The organism is Pelosinus fermentans JBW45 (assembly GCF_000271665.2).
Classification (GTDB): Bacteria; Bacillota; Negativicutes; order DSM-13327; family DSM-13327; genus Pelosinus; species Pelosinus baikalensis.
Window position 1 is genome coordinate 3,764,334 of the sequence record NZ_CP010978.1, and the last position, 20,390, is coordinate 3,784,723.

16 protein-coding genes and 4 riboswitches are annotated in these 20,390 nt (G+C 39.4%); of the genes, 2 read left to right on the forward strand and 14 right to left on the reverse strand.

Translation table 11 applies throughout. From position 1 onward, the window contains the following. Positions 1–2: 2 nt before the first annotated feature. The 8 genes from JBW_RS16795 to JBW_RS25410 form a co-directional block, all read right to left on the reverse strand. Positions 3–968 (reverse strand): sugar phosphate isomerase/epimerase family protein, encoded by a 966-nt coding sequence (locus JBW_RS16795; RefSeq protein ID WP_007959898.1) that lies wholly within the window; start codon positions 966–968, stop codon positions 3–5. Positions 969–1,157: 189 nt separating this feature from the next. Further along, positions 1,158–3,077 (reverse strand): TonB-dependent receptor plug domain-containing protein, encoded by a 1,920-nt coding sequence (locus JBW_RS16800; protein ID WP_007959897.1) that lies wholly within the window; start codon positions 3,075–3,077, stop codon positions 1,158–1,160. A 31-nt stretch (positions 3,078–3,108) separates the two neighbouring features. Then, the gene (locus JBW_RS16805; protein WP_007959894.1) at positions 3,109–4,431 is read right to left on the reverse strand and encodes a nitrogenase component 1; all 1,323 of its coding nucleotides are present in this window, start codon (positions 4,429–4,431) and stop codon (positions 3,109–3,111) included. Positions 4,432–4,619: 188 nt separating this feature from the next. Further along, positions 4,620–4,802, reverse strand: a riboswitch (cobalamin riboswitch). Between the two features lie 75 nt (positions 4,803–4,877). Continuing rightward, entirely contained in the window at positions 4,878–5,411 is a 534-nt protein-coding gene (gene cobO, locus JBW_RS16810; RefSeq protein WP_007959893.1) for a cob(I)yrinic acid a,c-diamide adenosyltransferase, read from the reverse strand. 88 nt (positions 5,412–5,499) lie between these two features. After that, positions 5,500–6,339: a sirohydrochlorin cobaltochelatase gene (locus JBW_RS16815; RefSeq protein WP_007959891.1), complete on the reverse strand. Its 840-nt coding sequence runs from the start codon at positions 6,337–6,339 to the stop codon at positions 5,500–5,502. A 184-nt stretch (positions 6,340–6,523) separates the two neighbouring features. Then, positions 6,524–6,706: riboswitch (cobalamin riboswitch) on the reverse strand. A 61-nt stretch (positions 6,707–6,767) separates the two neighbouring features. After that, positions 6,768–7,712, reverse strand: a complete 945-nt coding sequence (locus tag JBW_RS16820; protein ID WP_235333880.1) for an ABC transporter substrate-binding protein — start codon at positions 7,710–7,712, stop codon at positions 6,768–6,770. Next, the gene (locus tag JBW_RS25115) at positions 7,669–7,893 is read right to left on the reverse strand and encodes a hypothetical protein (RefSeq protein WP_162484832.1); all 225 of its coding nucleotides are present in this window, start codon (positions 7,891–7,893) and stop codon (positions 7,669–7,671) included. Before JBW_RS25115 ends, JBW_RS16820 begins: the two co-directional genes overlap by 44 nt. 23 nt (positions 7,894–7,916) lie before the next feature. Then, positions 7,917–8,078 (reverse strand): hypothetical protein, encoded by a 162-nt coding sequence (locus JBW_RS25410; protein ID WP_007959887.1) that lies wholly within the window; start codon positions 8,076–8,078, stop codon positions 7,917–7,919. 206 nt (positions 8,079–8,284) lie between these two features. After that, positions 8,285–8,468, reverse strand: a riboswitch (cobalamin riboswitch). 249 nt (positions 8,469–8,717) lie between these two features. Further along, a riboswitch (cobalamin riboswitch) is annotated at positions 8,718–8,901 on the reverse strand. A gap of 195 nt (positions 8,902–9,096) precedes the next feature. Here JBW_RS25410 and JBW_RS16825 point away from each other — a divergent pair. Continuing rightward, entirely contained in the window at positions 9,097–10,830 is a 1,734-nt protein-coding gene (locus tag JBW_RS16825) for an ABC transporter ATP-binding protein/permease (RefSeq protein ID WP_007959885.1), read from the forward strand. A gap of 102 nt (positions 10,831–10,932) precedes the next feature. On the opposite strand, the gene JBW_RS16830 is transcribed toward JBW_RS16825, so the two are convergent. The 6 genes from JBW_RS16830 to JBW_RS16855 all read right to left on the reverse strand — a co-directional run bounded on the left by JBW_RS16830 (position 10,933) and on the right by JBW_RS16855 (position 19,159). Continuing rightward, entirely contained in the window at positions 10,933–12,039 is a 1,107-nt protein-coding gene (locus tag JBW_RS16830; protein WP_007959883.1) for a phosphotriesterase family protein, read from the reverse strand. A 184-nt stretch (positions 12,040–12,223) separates the two neighbouring features. Then, positions 12,224–12,502, reverse strand: a complete 279-nt coding sequence (locus JBW_RS16835) for a hypothetical protein (protein WP_007959881.1) — start codon at positions 12,500–12,502, stop codon at positions 12,224–12,226. An 820-nt stretch (positions 12,503–13,322) separates the two neighbouring features. After that, the gene (locus JBW_RS16840; protein WP_007959874.1) at positions 13,323–14,351 is read right to left on the reverse strand and encodes a sugar ABC transporter substrate-binding protein; all 1,029 of its coding nucleotides are present in this window, start codon (positions 14,349–14,351) and stop codon (positions 13,323–13,325) included. A gap of 127 nt (positions 14,352–14,478) precedes the next feature. Continuing rightward, complete coding sequence (locus JBW_RS16845) at positions 14,479–15,459, reverse strand: ABC transporter permease (RefSeq protein ID WP_007959871.1); 981 nt, start codon at positions 15,457–15,459, stop codon at positions 14,479–14,481. After that, positions 15,437–16,945 (reverse strand): sugar ABC transporter ATP-binding protein, encoded by a 1,509-nt coding sequence (locus JBW_RS16850; RefSeq protein ID WP_007959869.1) that lies wholly within the window; start codon positions 16,943–16,945, stop codon positions 15,437–15,439. Before JBW_RS16850 ends, JBW_RS16845 begins: the two co-directional genes overlap by 23 nt. Before the next feature lie 39 nt (positions 16,946–16,984). After that, a complete protein-coding gene (locus tag JBW_RS16855; RefSeq protein WP_036681792.1) occupies positions 16,985–19,159 on the reverse strand; it encodes a glycoside hydrolase family 3 C-terminal domain-containing protein in 2,175 nt (724 codons plus the stop codon). Between the two features lie 282 nt (positions 19,160–19,441). Between JBW_RS16855 and JBW_RS16860 the strand changes: the two genes are divergently transcribed. Beyond that, positions 19,442–20,299, forward strand: a complete 858-nt coding sequence (locus tag JBW_RS16860; protein WP_007959865.1) for a helix-turn-helix transcriptional regulator — start codon at positions 19,442–19,444, stop codon at positions 20,297–20,299. The last annotated feature ends 91 nt before the right edge of the window (positions 20,300–20,390 follow it).

Consider the following 20,390-nt stretch of genomic DNA (forward strand, 5'->3'; position numbering starts at 1 on the left):
CATTAACGCTCCTTATATTGCAAGGCTTTCTGCTGAATCCTGATTTTTTCAGACCAATCATTGATCGATGTATACATAAACTCATGTACTACATATGTAGGTTGTACACAATTTATAATCTTCTTTACACATGGAGAACTAAAGGGTAAATGCTCGTCAATGCGCAGCACATGACTCATGGCAGCTGCCAAAATATCATCTTGGGGCATATCGGTACCTCTACTCTGTTTGATATAATTCCCGGACAAGGAATGGTGCAAGTGCACACCATGAATATAATGCTTATATTCTTCGAGATTATCAATTGTTTTCAGGACATAATCTACACCATCATCCTGATTCTTTAGTTCCGGATTCGTATTCATCAAATGGCCGATATCCAGCATAATCCCTGCCTTGGGATGTTTTACACTATCAAGTAACAACGCTGTAAGTTCTTTATCCTTCAAAGTTAATCCTGGCCACCACAAATTTTCAAATAATAATTCCATATCCTCTGGTATGCTCTGGGCCAGCTCATTAATCACTTCAATCGTGGCTTCAATGATTTGTCGGTCAGAGAAGCTAAATTGCCAATGAAATAATTCTGGAATTCGTGTCTGACTGACATGAAAGACGGCATACTTGGCACCTGCCATTTTAGCAATACGAAGATTCTCACGATAGACGTTTAGCCAGCCTTCACGGGTCAAAGCGCCATAACAAGCTTCAATCTCTGCATCACTGCCAAATTGCCTGAGAAGCTCCGTTCTGTCTCCTCGCCAGAAATCCAGCCAGTTCGGCCAAAAACGCAGATGCACCCCCTGTATCCACTGCTTCTTATGGACACGTGGGTTCCAAGAATCACAAAACATCATTTCCAAACCATCTAAATGATGATGATTCAAAAAAGCTTCTAAGCATACAGGGTTATTATGAATGAGTTCCAGATCAGATGCATAATTGGATAAATTCACAAGTTGTAACATAGTATAAGTCCTTTACTAAAAAGTATAATCATTTTACGAAGGAATTGCTTCTCTTTACTCCTAACTACAATATAACTACTTTTTGTGTAAATGTTTAAAGAGATTATACACTTTTAAACATAAATGGTGCTTTAATTTAATATAACCACGAAAGGGCAAGTTAAACACTTTGCCCCTTGCCCCAAAGTACTAAAATATCGTTTTTAAACCAATCATATAATTTCGTCCGCCACAAGGCTTGCCAGCAGCTGTATCATAATACTTATCAAGTATATTATTTACCGTTAAAAAGGCAGTATTACTCTTATCTAATTTATAATTAAGATTTGCATCCCACAGCCAATAGCTTTTTTCAATAAATTCACTATTGGTTCGTCCCATAGCAGCCGTGCCTCTTATATCGGCATTTATTTTCTTAGAGCTATAAGACATACCAATGTTCCATGTTTCATCTGCTATATTTTTATCTCTTACAAAATCACTATCATATTGGGTCTTATTCCTAACATGTAAATAATTATAGCCAATAGAGGTTTTTAATTTAGGGGTAAGCTGCTTAGTTAACTGTAGTTCAAAGCCATCAGCCTTCTGCTTATCAACATTAGAAGGCGTCCAATACTCTATTGCAGGATTTGTACTAACGTTTTTCCAGGCAATTGCATCATTTAGCCTACGAGTAAAAGCTGAAAAATTTCCTTCTAGTGTATTATCAAACTTGTGATTCACACCAATCTCAGCACTCCATCCAGTTTCCGGTTTTAAAGCAGGATTCCCGTCATAATGGGTCTCTGGTGATCCTGGATAGTAAGAGTCTGCAGGATCAACTGATGACGGCCAGTATAAATCATCAAAGCGTGGTGTTTGAAAGACCTTGCCCCATGATGCATAATAAGTAGTACGATCACTTTGTTTATAATTTGCTCCTAACTGTGGCGTTGTTTTATTTCCGTATGTATCGCTATTATCATAACGAAGTCCTGGAAGAATACTAAATTTATTTGTTATATTCCATCGATCCTGTAAATAAATCGCTTTTACAGTACTATCCTTACTCTTATAGTCACTACTTTCAATCTCGTCTTTTCGCCAGTCAATTCCTGCTGTCAACATATTTTGTTCATCAATCTTAGAGTTCAATTGATAATTAAATCCCTTGGTTCTGACATCATGATCATACCGCTCCCAAGTATTATCTCCTAATCCAACACGATGGTTGGCATTTTGATAAAATTTAATTTGATAATCAGTTTTAGTAGAAAGATTTTCTGTATAAGTGAAATCCCAATTGTGCTGATTCGTATTTTCATATTTATTAATTAATTTAGCTTCATTTTGATGATCAAAATTTTCATAAGTAAAGCTTAAATTACCTTTATTGATCTTTTGATCCAACCGCAGCGTATAAGCTTCTTGGTCAATACCTGTGTACCTATATGATTTATTATTTCCATCTGAATAATCACCCATTTGTCTTTTATCTGCAGTAAAAAACCAACTTAAATTACCTTCTTTACCCTCATTAATTAATGTATAATTCTCACCATTCCAATTCCCGCCTGCTATTTTTACCGTTGTTTGGTTCTTCTCTCCTTTTTTAGTAATAATATTGATTACACCGCCAACAGCATCGGCACCATATAAGGCTGATCGACCACCTTTTACTATTTCAATACGTTCAATATTTTCGATACCGATTAAACCTGTTAAATTAGAAGTAGCCATACCAAACCCGCCTATACCATTCGGTAAGTTCATACGTCTACCATCAATCATAACAACCACTTGTTCACTTCCATTAATAAACGCGGCACTAATACTACCAGGTGTACCGTTAGATCCTATCTGTACTCCCGGGATATGCTGTAGAACTTCTCCTACATTATGATAATTCCCTTTTTCAATCTGTTCTTTTGTGATTACCGTTACATTAGCTGCGACTTCAGATAATTTTGTAGGTACCCGATTAGCTGTTACCACCAGTTGATCAAAGGAATAACTTTCGGTTTCTTCATTCTCATTCGCATACGCTCCTGATACTGGCAGCGAGATAAAACCACTTACTATACAGGCATATATCATAGCCTTCTTAATTCCTATTTGTTTATCCACTATTTCCCTCCTACTTATTTTTGTTTTACCATTACGTTGCCACTACTTTTTTACACATTTTTATCTTTTTCTGTCCTTGTATATGCTGGTTCCATAAGCTCGCAACCATATGACTGGTTCCTTGCAAGCCCATAAATGGTCGATGTTTAAGGATCATTTCATCGTAAACAGGTGAGGAGATATGCTGATATGCCACATCTTTCACTACTTTTTGATGCAGGATTGCTTTTTCTCTGCTGCTTGCCATCAGCAATCCGCCTCGTAAGCCTGCCAAGTGTTGTTCAATTTTCTGCTGATCCTTATATCCATCTAACACAATTCCAATATATTCAGGATAACTCTGCTTAAAGGGAACACCATTTTGTAATACAGTTATGATTTTCTTTGCATTCAACCACTCCCCTCGTACTGCCTGGGATATAGCAAAGGCTACGGAGGCAGGGGCAGCAATGAAAATGCTGTCGAACCAGATAGTACCCCAAATCTTTTGCTGTTCTTTATTCATAATGCTATGTTTTTGTTCCAGGCAATCTGCTTCTTGTTGAAGAGCTTTTAGTCCATTACTTCCCCCTGACAGATAATAATTAATCGCTTTCAGCCAGTTCAAGGAACCTTGTATGCCATAAGGGGGTAATAAGGATACATAGGGCATATCATACTGCTCTTCTAATAGCTCTGCCAGCTCACGTCCTAGTTCATCATGAACTACAATATTCAGCTGCGCCTGAGTCATATTGCTAATTTCCTGCATCGAACTTCCTGCTCCTGGACAAGCGATTACTTCATAACCTGCTAAGGTTAGCATACGCCTCAGCTCTTGCAGATCATGGACTGCATTATAATAACCAACACTGCATCCTAAAAGGTTAACCGTCCTTGGCTTTATAGCAGTACGCAACTGCAGGGGCACCTCACGAAAATAGGCTTTGGCAGCTGCCTGATATCCTGCCCAAAATCCCTCTTCCAAAGCATGACGATCCAGACAAATCACAGGACAATTCATATCTGCCTGCTTGGCAATATGCAAAAGATCCTCATTACGGGTACCGTCAGTGCAGCTGTTCGCTAGTAGCACTACAGATGGCTGAGCCGTCTGTTTTATGGATTGTAAAATATGCAGCAAATACTGTTCTGTACCAGAGAATACAGCATCTTTACTTCTTTGGGAGCAAAAGAAGCGCATTCTTGCTGTTGGACATTGTTTTTCAATATACTCATGAGCTGAAAAATAACACCATAAGGAACTGTTAAGCACCATTACAGCACCTGGAATACCTGCAAAAAAGGTTGATGCACCTGTCAATCCACAACTATTGCCCTCTTTGCACATATAAGTTGAAAGATTCGTAACCATACACAATACCTCCCTTTTTTGCAGTTCTCCAATAATACCTGTAAAAAAAATCTCTTAACCCAAAAAGGTCAAGAGATTTTACAATAGCATCAAGTAAATAGTAATCCCGACGTATATATACGTCGGGGAAAAATAAGCACAATAAAAAAACTATCGTACAAATCCCCTCCCCATCTCTCGCAGGTTCTAACGGTGATTGCTATATAGGCAGTTCTCCTGACTTAGAATCATTGCTCCCCCATACCTTCCCAAGAACTTTGTCTCAGTGGCATATCATGGGTTCACTCCTCATTACAGTGGCGGGACCGTGCCGGAATGAAACCGGACTTCCCTATTAAGCCCCAAAGGGCACCTATACCATCCATATGAAAATTTTTACATGTTATAAGATTCACTTTATAATATCTTTAAAGAATTGTCAAGCAATTCACTGTTAACAACTTCTTTTAAAATTCTATCCCTTTTTGAGCCTTTATGCCCTTTTTATAAGGATGTTTAATCTCTTTCATTTCCGTTACTAAATCGGCTTTATCAATAATCTCAGGGCGGACATCCCGCCCTGTCAGCACAAGATGCAAGGCAGAGGGCTTGTCCTCTAATAATTTTAATACTGCTTCTAGAGATAGAACGCCAAACTTAATCGCATAGTTAATTTCATCTAAAATAATCATATCCCACTGGTTTGATCCAATTTCTTTTCGCGCCATCTCCAAGGCTTCTTCAGCTGCATGACGATGATCAGCCATAGCATCTTCATTCGCATTGCGAACAAAACCTTCCCCCATCTGACGCATTACAAAATTAGGTCCCAAAGCCTCTGCCGTTTTTAATTCGCCATACTTCCAGCTGCCTTTAATAAATTGTATGATCAGCACTTTGAATCCCTGTCCCCAAGCCCTTAGTCCAAGACCTAAAGCTGCTGTTGTTTTTCCTTTGCCATTTCCTGTGTTAACAAGAATTAAACCATGTCTGTTTTCCATATCAATTCCCCCCTTATTTCCAAAACCCTTGAAACAACTTTGTAGAATATCTAGCTATTACTCCTTTATCTATTTCGCTATCGACATATCAATGCCTGCACATACCATGTCCAGCTTTTTGACTCATAGCGTCCTTTAGATGCTGCACATACAGATCTTGAATCTTCGTATTTTCGCCTAAGCCATGGAGATAGACATCCACTGCAAAACCCGCTTTTACTAGCTGGGATCTGGCAGAATCATCCTCATCACCTGCCATGTCATTATTAACGTGATCACCAGCAACCAGCATAAATGGCATCAATATTACTTTCTTGATATCCCGCTTTTTCAACTTTACAATCACACTTTCTAGCGGCGGGAAACCTTCTACTGTATAAACAAATATATGATTCAGTCCAGCTTCTTCGATTTTCATTTGCAATGCAGCATAGGCTGTATTGGCAGGATGTACGCCACCATGTCCCATAAACACAATGGCTTCTTGGCTTTCCACTTTAGGCAATTGTGCTGTCAAAGCCTCAATGGCTTCTACATAATCATCTGGTCTGTCTTCCTGCCCTGTATAATAAAGCAAAGGACGGCCGATTACAATCTTTTCAAATACTTTTTGCTGCCCATGAATGTATTGAACGACGATTTTCTTGATCTTATCATATTCTTCGCCGCCAACCACATGCAATGGCTGAACATATACTTCTTTGTATCCTTCATCTTCCAGCCTTTGGATTGCTTCTGCTTCTGTATCAATGTGAATACCATCTCTGGCTGCTAACCTTTTGATAACGATTCGAGATGTAAAGGCTCTTCGAACTTCATATTCGGGAAAATTCGCTTTGATCTTATTTTCCACGCTTTCAATATTGAGTCGTAACCCTTCCTGATAGGTTGTACCAAAACTCACAACTACAATAGCCTTTTTCATCATTAGCCACTCCTTATTTCTTCTTTTCTGCTCGTGAATACATATAAAAATCTCCTAACCAATTGGTTAGGAGATTGAAGCTTATCATTAAGTAATCTGACTCATTCTATAAAATTCCAGCTTTTATGTGCCAGAAAAAATACAACTAACATCTGTACTTAATCCCCTCCCCATCACTCGCAGGTCAATTGGTGATTGTTATATAGGCAGTTCTCCTGACTTAGAATCATCGCTTCCTCAAACCTTCCCAAGATTTTATCTCAGTGGTAAACCTAGGGGAATGCTCCTCATTACAGTGGCGGGACCGCGTCGGCATGTAACCGAACTTCCCTATTAAGCCCTAACGGGCACCTATACCATCCATATGTACTTTTTATCATACCGCTTGTATCGTATAACAAGCGGTATGATTTGTCAATGTAAGAGATTCATTACTGAAATAACTGTGGATAAAAAGCTTTGGCTAACCATTGTACCGTTTTACCGCTTCTGATTCCTCCATTCATATCATTGAAAGAAAAAATAACAAATCGTCGCTTCTTGATTGCTTCTACCTCCGATAATGCCGGATTCTTTACAAGCATTTGTATTGTCTCTTGGGTTGATGACGCAGCATGTTCATTAATCACGATCACCTCTGGATTGCGTCTTATGATCTCCTGCCAGTCTGTTTTTTCCCAGCTTTTTTCTAAATGCCCAAAAACATTATCACCGCCCGCCAAACGTATTAAATCACTTTCCAGCGATCTTCCTGCAATTAAAACTTGATTTCCTGTCGCTGCATCAAATACCATAATTTTGACCCGTTTATCGATAATATCTGTTTTTTCTTTAACTTGCTGAATCTCATTTTTTATACTTTTAATGAGATCTTGTGCTTTTGTTTCAACATGAAAAATTTTTCCGATATTGTTAATATCATTATACACTTCCTGAACCGTTGCATGTTCCTTAAGTCCCCCTTGGGTGATATAGGACTTAATATTTTGCTTTTCCAGAACATCTGCAGTACCGATCCACTTATCCTCAAAAGCATCATTATAGCCATAAATAAAATCCGGTTTTACTGCTAATAAGGTATCTTTTGAAGGATAGGTATCCGATAGGACTAGAATTTTGTTATATTGTTCTTTGTATTCAGGCTGAATTTCACCGTCCATATGGGCTGCTCCTACTATTTTGTCCGAAAGACCCAGAGCCAGCATAATTTCAGTGGCATGCTGGTTCAAAGTAACTACTCGCTGAGGAACATTTACAAATTCAATCACACGTTTATGATTGTTTATCATAACCCTCCCTTGTTGTTCTTTAGAACCATCATTTGTAACTTGTTTATTTATGCAGCCGGTAAATAAGAATGATACCATTATTAACATCACAAAAAACAGATAATGAATTTTTTTCATACTCATCATTTCCTCCTAAAATAAATTTAATTCGGTATTCATAACTATAATTTAAATACACAAGGCTTACTGTCCTAAATGAAAATCCTCCAGCAACAATAGCTGGAGGATTTGGAAACATTTCCTCACTATCTTTAGCCCAGGTTAGCACTATATGCTGCCACCCAATTTACATTAAGACAAAACAGCAATATCCCAAAACCATTGCGTCTTTGTAATATCATTCGTTGGTATTTCTTTTTTAGTCTCTTGATTTTCTTGTTTAATTGCGAAGCCCTTCTTATATTGCTGCTGTATCCCCATAATTTCTCTTGCCATTTCGCTTGTCATTTCCATTTATATAACCTCCAAACGGTTTATGTTTTTTTTCATTGTTTCAATATAAAAATGGATCTCTCTTATAATCATCTTTGCCCCTTGCCATGAAGAGATGATTATAAGAGAAATCCATTATGCTTAACCATTTTAAGTAAAAAGACAACCCAAAATAGCCTATAAAGTAGACGCCTCGAATAATCCCCTTCCTGTTTCCTCGCAGGTCAAACGGTGATTGTCAAATAGGCAGTTCTCCTGGCTCTGGATCATCGCTCCTTCAAACCTTCCCAGGATTTTCATCCCAGTGGCATATACTTGAAGTCACTCACCAATACAGTGGCGGGACCGCGCCGGCATTTAACCGAACTTCCCTATTAAGCCCTTGCGGGCACCTATCTCTATTTATTCTATTTTTTTAATAGAAAATTCTAAAAGAAGCAAATCCCATATTACACCTCCTTTTAAGAATCGTAATTTCTTTAGTTCGACTTTTGATAAATAAAAAAAATAGATTTCTCAACTAGTCAAACCTAACTCTTCCCTGGAAGAATTGACTATTTGAGAAACCCATTTTTCACTAGTTCCAGTTGAATGACAACCTGAAACGAACCTATAAAATAGATGCCTCGAATAATCTCCTCCCTGTTTCCTCGCAGGTCAAACGGTGATTGTCAAATAGGCAGTTCTCCTGGCTCTGGATCATCGCTCCTTCAAACCTTCCCAGGATTTTCATCCCAGTGGCATATACTTGAAGTCACTCACCAATACAGTGGCGGGACCGCGTCGGCATTCAACCGAACTTCCCTATTAAGCCCTTGCGGGCACCTATTTCTTCATATTAGATTGTACCTTTTGTAACTTACCTGTTTAAAATACCATACTCAAATCCTACTGTCAATTATTTTTCACTTATATTGATTCTATTTATCTAGATACTTCTAATGAAAGCACACCCCATCATATTCTACTAACTGCCTTCATATATTTATCATGTCTATATAATAAACTACGATGGAGTTATCTGGCAAGGAGGACAATCGTGCAACAAGGAAAACCCAGTCTGCATACTACTTCCTGGCAGTTAATCACCTCTTATTGGTTTTCAAGAAAAGCACCGCTGGCCTGGGGATTGCTCCTTACAACTATAACGCTAAATATAGGTATTGTTCTGATTAATTTTTATTTAAATCACTGGCAGGGAAACTTCTATCATCAACTCCAGTATTACAATTATGCCGGTTTTATTGGTGCTTTACTTGATTTTAGCCTTATAGGCAGTGTTTACATTATTATTTCCGGGTTTCAGGTCTTTTTTCAAATGATGCTGCAAATGCACTGGCGGCAATGGATGACCCATCATTATCTGCAGCGCTGGCTTCATGATAAAACCTATTATTATATGAATCATTTACTCCATAATGCAGATAATCCCGACCAGCGTATTAGTGAAGATGTTCATTTACTTGCCACTAACACACTCAGCCTCTTTTTAGGACTACTAAAACAAATTGCTACTCTCATTACCTTCATTATCGTTCTGTGGCAGTTATCGGGAAATCTTAGCCTTACCATTAACCAAACTCCCATAACCATTTATGGCTATCTAGTCTGGGCAGCATTAGGATATTCCATCGTAGGCACCTGCCTGATCACCCGGATAGGGCGCCCATTGGTAAAGCTAAATGTCTTGCAACAGGGCTATGAAGCTGATTTTCGCTACGCTCTTGTCCGTTTCCGAGAGAATGACGAAAGCATCGCACTGTATAATGGAGAAACAGCCGAAAAAAATAAATTCATGCGTATTTTTCACAATATTTATGCCAATTATGGGAAAATTACAATCACCAGTAAAAATATAACTTGGCTTACTGTAATTTATTCTCAAGTATCCATTATTTTTGCCTTTCTCATGGCCTCTCCCCGCTATTTCAACAATGATATACAACTGGGTCAACTCTTTGAAATATCAGGAGCCTATTGGTATGTCCACTCTGCTCTCTCTTATATCATTGATAGTTTTGGCAAAATTGCGGAATGGCAATCCATCCTCATTCGCCTTACTCAATTTACTCAAAATATGCGCAAAGCCCAACTATTACTGAAAGCAACACAAGATCTTACGATACATCCTCCTGTAAACGACTCCTTCATCGCAAAAGACCTTTCTATACAATGCCCTCGCAAAGAGTTCTTATTAAAAAACTTGTCTCTACGGGTAACTGCCAAAGATAATATCCTCATTACAGGTCCATCTGGCTGCGGAAAAAGCACGCTATTAAAGACCTTAACCGGTATTTGGCCTTTCTCCCAAGGAACGCTTGCACACCCACCTAAGGAGAAAGTAATTCTAGTGCCGCAAAAATCTTATATTCCCATCCACACATTGTACAATGTACTCCTCTATCCTAACCTTCACACCCCAATCACCAGACTCGCTATGCAGGAAACGTTAAAACTGTGCCAGCTCTCCTTCCTCACAGAACAATTAGAACAAGAGAATAATTGGGGGGAAATTTTATCCTTAGGTGAACAGCAAAAATTAGCAATTGCCAGGGCCATACTGCATCAGCCTGACTGGCTGTTGCTTGACGAAGCAACATCTTCTCTCGATACAGAAACGGAGTTATATATGTATGCTCTCTTAAAAAGAACTCTGCCTAAAACCGTGCTCATCAGTGTCGGACATCAAGAAGCTTTAAAGAAATTTCATACATTAAAACTGGAACTAGATGGACTGGGAAGCTGGCAATTATCAAAACTGCCAGCAACATGAGAGAGAGGATACACACCGATTAGGATTTTATCCATTAGTAAGAATAAAAAATGAGACCAACTAACCAAAGTTAGCTGGTCCTTGCTTTTACAAGTTATACCCTTAAAAGGCTAAAATACGAGCTGGATTTTCTACCATTATCTTTTTGATATCGTTGTCAGACACACCGCATTTTTTTAATGATGGTACAACAGAATCTGCGAGACGCGTATAACCTTCACCCCCACCTCGACGTGTAGCCAGTTTAGTAAATACATCATTCCCTATAACGATTTGTCCTGCATAGCCCTCTCGGATCAACGACACTAACCCCGATAAAATATACCAGTCAGGATAATGAGCAATCCCCAAAGGTTCATCATCCGCCTCAAATCCAAAAGGAGTGAAAGAAAGTATAAAGCCCATATCAAGCAACTCTCTGTGCAGGCTGATATCAAAAGGTACATGTCCAGGATTGTTCACAAGTTGTTCAATAGAAAGAACGCCCATCAGCAGCTGGACATGACACAAGATTGTCCTTTCAGGAATACACCCACCTCGAGATAGGGGCTGCAGTATATTCTGCCTCACCTCGTCCCTTGTGAGATCAGGTCCTAGGTGAACCTGCAGCGACAAGCCCGTTTCGCCGGAGACGAAGGCTGCCGCACGCAGATAGTCTTCTAATTGTTTCGTGTACACCTCATAGGCCGCCTTAATATGGCCGGGAAAAATACCAGTTTCGCCAACGCCTTGATCAATTTCGCGGCGCAAAAATGCACCAAACTGTTCAAATGACATATCACGGTAATAAGCTGGCCATGTATATTCTGCATATAAACCTGTAGAAGCCACAATATGAACACCCGTACGTTCGGCGATCTGCCGAATGGCAAGAAGGTCATTGGGCGAACTGCGAATGCCAGGTGCGCTAACTTCAACAATTGAATCGCCACCACGATCTTTAAATTCGCCGACTTCGGCAGTCATCATCTGCTTGTCATCTAACCTCATATTGTCCAAAGATAAAACTATGTTATGACGCACAGCTGAACGATTCTCCAGCACTAGCTTATCTTCTAGCTTCAGGTTGTGACGACTCGGGATAAAGCAGGATTTGCGAGTTCGGTTGCGAAACATGGAGCAGTCCGAAAGGACATGTTCATGCATAGAGGTGAAACCAAGCTGTTCTGGTGCGATCGGACCGCAAACCGTCATAATCTTATGCGACATACTATCATCCTTTCCTTTACACTAGCGTGTCTTCAAGAACGCTTGATAGAGTCGCCCCGAAAATCAAAAGTTATTTTAACTGGAATGTTGTATATTCTGGCAGACACGACTATCCGTAATATCATATGCCCATGCAAATGCCAGAGGAACATTTTTTTATTCATTTCTATAACAGGTTTGCTTTTCACCCGCTCTGCCGTCTCCTGGGTTTGATTCCTTGCTCTAACAATTCCTTGTCTAATCTTGCATAGGTAATGTCTCTATACTCTTCGAATGAAATTTCTTGAACTATTTCAGTGACTTTTCCAACCAGCGAAAGATGATATATAGCATCTTCTTTTTGCTTCTTGACCATCACATATTCTTTCCCATCCAAATCTGTAATCAATTTAAGCGTAATGTCAGTGCTCTCTGTTTCCACACCCATAATCGTGTCTTTCGTTGTTCTGTAGGTTCTGTACATTTACAGTATCCTCATTTTGCCAGAAATCAAGTCTTGTGTCTCGTAAAGGGAACGAATATCTCCCCTTCGTTGTGGCGAGGAAGAGTCCCCGCCACACGCTGGTGCGGTGCTTTTGCCCCAGTGGTTTACTTCTTTCTTACCTTGGATTGCTACCAATTTATATCCCCCCATCTTCATCCTGTAGGAGGTTTCTTCTATCCCCAGTTCAGGATAGAAGAAACCAGCATACAGTTTGTTTCAGGGGAAATTAAAAAAACGCATATGCGAGGTCTTTTCAACCTACACATGCGCTTTGCTTCGTCTTGATTGCGCGCAGACGCTAAGCCTCTGACCAAAACTTCAATTGTATTATGCCGAATGTACCATCCCTTGTTTTCAAGGGAAAATCACGGTATAATAAATTGTCGTCGTAGACAGCTAGCTGTTACGTGTAGGTGCTTGTACACCTGCTCGTGCCTGGGAGTGTTACAGCACTCTCAGGACACGGCGACTTTTTTAATTTCCACCTATTCCTAATTATATTACTTTTTTTAGGGATTGCAAGCAAAAGTAAAGTGAAAATGAGTTCTGATTTCAAATTTTTGCCTAGTCATATATTCCTATTCGATTCATTTATTCTTTTTGAAAAAAAACAGGGTGAAAGCACTACTATTTTCTACTGGTCGGAAGATCCCCGCCTTTCAACAGGGAAACTGGTAATTTGCAACACAAGAAAGAGGATACACACCGATTAAGGTAGTATCCTCTTTTATCGATTCCATCACAACCTATATATAATCACCAAAAATTTGCCCCTTATAAACCACACTTTTACTTTTTACTACTTGGTTTCATTCGTAAATTGTTTTTGTTTATCTTTGCCATACTCCACTATTTGATTGGCTTCTACCCATTTAACCGCCACTGGATAGTTATCTTGTATTTTCTCTTTCTTGATAATTTTGTCCATTACGTCAATAATGGTTTTGCCGATGGCGTAGGAATCTTGGTCTACTATACCTGTAATTAATCCTTCTTTAATTCCATTTTCCCAAGTAGGGGTATAATCAAAGCCAAAGTGATATATTTTCCCAGCCTTGCCTTGTGATTTAATAGCCTCCATAACCCCGGTATCAGGCCCCTCGGAACCTAGAGAAAATACTGCAATTAAATCTGGATTAGAGGTTATCTGCCCTTCTAACTGTCTTTTCGATTCAGAAGCTTGATCATTATCCTGGATGGGTTCTAACCAGGAAAAACTTTGCGCATCCGCCCCCATTACACCCTCAAACCCTTTTCTTATTCCGTCTTGCCGATATGTCATAGTTGTTTGCGTAAGATTTACTGCTGCCAAAGCGATCTTACCATTTTTAATTCCTTTTCCTTTTAAATATTCTGCAGCTTTTTTCCCCAACTCTTCACCAGCCAATTTGTTATCGGTTCCCACATAAGCCGCTCGGTTGTCCTTTGTTTTGACATCTGCATCAAAAGTAACGATGGATACTCCTGCATCCTTTGCTTCTTTCACCTTCCGATCAAACATATCCGGGTCCATGGGCGCAATCGCAATTCCTACAGCGTTACTCGTTATAGCTTCCTGGAGAAATCCAATATGTTTTTCATTTTTTTGTGATTCACTAGGAGGTGAAGTCTTAAATACCAAATTATAGCCAAGTTCCTTAGCCCGCTCCTCAGCCGCCTTTTTCATCGGTGACCAGTATGCTCCTGTATCTACAATCGGGATGAAGTATAACGTCTTTTTATCTGAGCCAGACGCATTACTAGTAGATTTAGAATCGGAGCCCGAGCAGCCAGTCAATACTCCCATCATGATTCCAATGAGCAGTAATACCAGTATCTTCTTTTTCATTTACATCTCCCCCAACATATTACTTATTGATACTCCTGCCGCTAGCAGCTATTATGCTGTTCTAAAAAGGATCTGCCAGAGTTTACACACCTCCTATTAAAGATTGATTGCATTTTATGTGTTACCTTTATCTATTGCGGCGATAGTAATCTACAACTACGGCAATAACGATAATACCGCCAGTAACAGCCTGTTGTATAAAGGAATTTAAACCCAAAATAGCCAGTCCATTACGAAATATTTCTAAAGTAAAAATACCAACAACTGCTCCGGGGATATTCCCGACACCACCACTGAAAGCTGCCCCCCCAATGATTGCCGCAGCCATAGCAAATAAGCCGACGCCAGCGGCTTCGCTTGGCGCTCCAACATTTAGATTGGACATTAAAAGTACACCCGCCAGAGCCGCTAGAGATCCTTCCAGCATATATACTTTTATGATGTGTTTTTGAATATTAATCCCTGATAATCTAGCAGCTTCCTGATTAGAACCTACCGCATAACAATAGCGTCCAAAACGAGTATGGTTCATCACATAGGTCAAAGCGATGACCACTGCTGCAAAAACAAGGGTATTTGTGAAAATAAAATTTACACCCACTTTCGTATTGGATAACAAATAAAACCAATCGGGAACACCTTTCACATAGATACCATTGGTTATAAAGAGGATAATACCACGAATCATATAGTCAGTTCCTAATGTCAAGATAAATGAATCTAACTTAAATCTTACAATAAAGAAACCGTTGATAAATCCCCAAAACATTCCTATCACAATTGCTGCTAAAATGACCACAGGAGGTGAAAAACCTTTTACAGCCAGAAAAACAGCAGCCGTTCCTGCAAAAGCTGCGATACTTCCTGCTGACAGATCGACTCTTCCAGTTACTAACAACATCGTTATCCCAACAGTAGCGATTCCAACCGTTGGAACTTGCCGAAAAAAATTGCCAATATTGGCTTGGCTTAAGAACAATGGACTAATCAATGAAAAAGCAATTATTAACACTACCAAGACGATATACACGGAATACTTCAGAAATAAATCCTTACTATCTATTTTCCTAGCTATAGATGAACCGTCATTGAGCTTTGGGTTCAACATGATGCCCCCCTACGGTAGCAAACGCCATAATCTTCCCTTGCGTTGCATCCTGTTTCAATATTTCTCCTGTTAATCTTCCCTCACACATGACATAAATTCTGTCTGCCATGCCCAAAAGTTCGGGAAGTTCAGAAGATATCATAATTACAGTCTTGTTCTCTTTCACCAATTGATTCATAATTTGATATATTTCAGCCTTAGCCCCCACATCAATTCCTTTCGTGGGCTCATCGAAAATAAATACTTCTGAGGCAGTATTCAGCCATTTAGCCAAAACGACCTTTTGCTGATTTCCGCCTGATAAATTACCGACCGCAGTATCTACGGATGCGGTTTTAATTCGCAGACTTACTCTGAATTTTTCAGCAATTGCCTTAAGCTTGCTATGCTTTAAAATAGCATCTTGCATATTGGGCATGTTGATGTTTTCCGCTACCGACATGATCAATGATAATCCTTGGCCTTTTCTATCTTCGGTAAGCAAACAAATCCCTTGATTTATCGCATCTTTAGGCGTATTTATCGTGACTTTTTCTCCCCTGACTTTAATAGTTCCTTGGGATATGGGATCTGCACCAAACAGCATTCTTACGATTTCCGTTCTGCCTGATCCTACCAGACCTGCAAAGCCAACAATTTCACCTCTCTTAGCATAAAACGAGACACTTTTGACCCTGCCTGCATAGTCCGATAATTCCTGTATTTCCAAGATAATTTCCCCGATATTACCATATTCTTTAGGAAATAACTCTGTAATATCTCGACCAACCATCATCGTAATTAAGGTATTCTGGGACACACTTTTCACATCAACCGTCCCTATATACTGACCATCCCGCAATACGGTGGCATGGTCACATATCTCGAAAATTTCTTTTAGTCGATGTGATATATAGATGATGGCAACCCCGTCTTGCTTCAATGTATTAATGATTTTAAACAATGCGGCTACATCATCATTACCTAATGAAGTAGTTGGTTCATCAAATATAACGATTTTTGCATCCAAGCTAATTGCTCTACCGATCTCTAACAGCTGTTTTTGCGCTGTAGGCAGCGTTCCCACTATATCAGTAGGCTTTACTTTAGAACCAAGCTTTTTTAGAATGGCTTGCGTACTCCTATACAATTCCTGATAATCAATAATTCCTAACAGTTTATTTTTATAGGGCATTCTTCCCATGAAAATGTTTTCCGCCACATTTAAGGCTTCTGCAAGATTCAGTTCTTGATGAACAAAACCGACTCCCAGTGCTTGTGCTCTTTCTGGTGTCATAACGGTACAATCAACATCATTAATGAATATCTCCCCTTTATCCTGAGGATAAATTCCGCCTAAAATTTTCATAAGTGTTGACTTTCCTGCACCATTTTCACCTAAGAGTCCATGTACCTCTCCCGCATTAACTTCAAGATTTACACCCCTTAGAGCATATACACCCGGAAAACGTTTTTCAATTCCTGCCATTCTCAGTCTCTTTTGCATCAAACGTTATCCCCCTCATATCCTCAATAGCAAAACCAATTAGTATTCCAGCTCTATAGCTTCTCCGACAACTTCTAATAGGATTTTTTCCATTACCCTGCCAGTCAGCAATTGAAGACTTCTGGAATCCGGCTGGCAGCCGCCTACATATATTTCAAATGCACCAGGCTCCAATATACAATTACCTTCTTCATTAATCAGTGCCAATTGTCTTGGGGTTAGGGTAAAGAATACTTCTTGTTCTGTGCCAGGCAGCAAATGGACTTTTTGTATGCCTTGTAATTCCAAAATAGGAACTTCTACGCTCGCCTTCACATCTTTTATATACAGCTGTACTGTTTCATCAGATGCAAAATTCCCAGTGTTTTTAACCAATACAGAGCATTGAACATTTTCCCCAGCAGAAATTTGGGTACGATTTAGCTGCAGCTGCCGATATGCAAAAGTAGTATAACCAAGTCCGTAGCCAAAAGGATATAAAGCTTCCTTTGTCATGTATCTGTAAGTTCGATTTTTCATGGAGTAATCTGTAAACTCAGGAAGTTCTTCTGTAGTACGATAAAAGGTAATTGGTAGTTTACCTACAGGACTATATTCACCAAAAATCGCCGAAGCCAACGCTTTTCCCCCTTCTGCTCCTGGATACCAAGCTTGTATAATAGCAGGCACCTTCTCGGCAGCCCAGGTAACAGCCAAAGCACTTCCAGCAAGAAGCACCAAAATGATCGGTTTCCCTGTTTGATAAATCACTTCCAACAGTTCCTGCTGCAATCCTGGCAAATTTAACCCCAATTTATCCCCACTGGCATATTCGTTGGAAACGTCGCCTTCTTCCCCTTCAATACTCGCATCCAGTCCCATGCACATGACGACAATATCCGCTCGTTCTGCAGTAGAAACAGCTTCAGCAAATCGATCCCGCGCCTCTCCCAAGTTCTCTGCCTTATCTCTATACAAATGGCAGCCTTGGGCGTAGGAGACTATTGTATCTTTTCCTACTGCTTCGCGAATTCCTTCCAATACGGTAATATAATTCGAAGCTGTACCACAATAATTGCCGGTAAGCGCCTCTCTACTATTAGCGTTAGGTCCAATAACTGCAATGGATGATATTGTATTGCGGTCTAAGGGCAGTAAATTGTTTTCATTTTTTAGTAGCACTAAGGTTTTTTTGGATACTTCCAAGGCAAACTCTCGATGCTCTTGACAATCATTTTGGTGAAAGCCAATATTGGTATATGGAACATTCTCAGCAGTATCAAACAAGCCTAGTTTCATTCTGGTAAGCATCAATCTTGTTACTGCCGTGTTTATGGCTTCCTCGGTAACTAACCCCTCCTGATATGCAATCAATAAATTAAGATACATGTTGCCACAGTTTAAATCACAGCCGTTGTTTAAAGCCAGTGCTACTGACTCCGGTGCGCTGCTGGTTACTCTATGGTTTTCATGAAAATCTTTTATCGCCCAACAGTCAGAAACCACATGTCCAGTAAAGCCCCATTCTTGTCTTAATGTTTCTTTTAAAAGCATGTTACTGCCACAGCAAGGCTCACCATTAACCCTGTTATATGCCCCCATTACCGCTTCCACATTTGCTTCTTTCACACATTCTTTAAAAGCAGGCAGATATGTTTCTCGCAAATCTTTCGGTGAAACTACAGCATCAAAACTATGTCGCTCGCTTTCCGGACCACTATGGACGGCAAAATGTTTCGCACAGGCAGCCGCCCTTAAATATTTTTTATCCTGCCCTTGTAGTCCTTTTATAAAGGACACGCCTAATCGTCCTGTCAAATAGGGATCTTCGCCAAAAGTCTCCTGCCCGCGTCCCCATCGGGGATCTCGAAAAATATTGACATTCGGAGACCAAAATGTTAACCCCTTGTATATACCATGGTCTCCTTTTCTCTGAAATTCGTGAAATTTAGCTCTGCCTTCAATTGAAATAACTTCGGCCACATCATGAATCAGCTTCTCATCAAAAGTAGCTGCCAGTCCTATTGCTTGTGGAAACACAGTAGCAACTCCTGCTCGTGCTACACCATGCAGTGCTTCACTCCACCAATTGTAAGCCGGAACACCTAACCTAGGAATAGCTGGTGAAATGTATACCATTTGGGTTACTTTTTCTTCTAGTGTCATCCTTGAAACTAAATCTTTTGCCCGTTGTTCAAAACTCAGTGTCTCATCTTGATAATCAAATATTTCCATTCTCTCATCCCCTTGTAAGCCATTGCTATTTGCTTCATGTCCATAAAAAATATAAGAACTTTGTTCTAAATAATGCAATACTAACAGAAACTTTTAGTTTATAATCTATAGTATAATACTTTAATTTTTTTAAATATTCTCATTTTTTGCTACAAGATCCTCACTTCTTGCTGGATGCTATTTTACATAGGAAACCATTTCATCTTCTAATGAAATTAAGCCATATCCTTGATAATCTATTTTAATTAATCTTAAGAAAAATTATAAGTTAGGAGTGCATTTATGATCATAGAAGGCTTACATGAAAAAGATATATATACCGAAACCTATCCCTTTCGTATTGAATTAAATACATTTGATAACTTTGATTGGCCTTTGCATTGGCATCATGCTGCTGAACTGGTATATCCAGTCGAAAACGACTATAGGGCGACGGTAAATGGTCTAGAATATACGATGTGTGAAAAAGATATTCTATTTATTGCTGGTGGGGATATTCATAGCTTTCATACCCGCAATAACAAAGGAAATCGTTTTTTTATTCAATTTGAAATCTCCACACTGGATGTGTTCGGTCAATCACATCAGCTTACTCCTTTTTTATCCATGACAAAATTCATCTCAGCCAAAGAAGACCCCTTATTGCACACTGAATTAGAAAAAAATATTATTGCCTTAATCAATGAATACCAGCATCGAGCATTGGGATATACGTTATATCTAAATGCCCGAATATTTGACATTCTGGTGTTGTTATCCCGCAGTGTTTGTAACAATATCAGTGCTGAAATATCCAGCAGCAGCAATAAAAAATTTCATATTCTAGAAAAATTAAATTTAGCATTTCAATATATTGAAGAACAATATCAAAATGACATCTCCCTTAAAGATGTTTCTTCTGCCGCAGGCTTTAGCGAATACCATTTTTCAAGAATTTTTAAGGAAATGACCGGTAATCATTTTTTGAGCTATTTAAATGAACGCCGTATAAAACAAGCAATTCGGTTATTAATTGCTCATAACAAGTCCATTACCGAAATTGCCCTTTCCTCTGGCTTTAACAGCATTGCTACCTTTAACAGAACATTTAAGAAGCTAAAAGGCTGTACACCCGTAGAGTACAAAAAAATGCAGTTTTAGATATTCCCAAAGAATACAGCATCACAATCCCTAACATCCGCCTGGTTGCCACAGCCCGGTACAAAAACAAAGGAACAGGGGTGCGCCACTT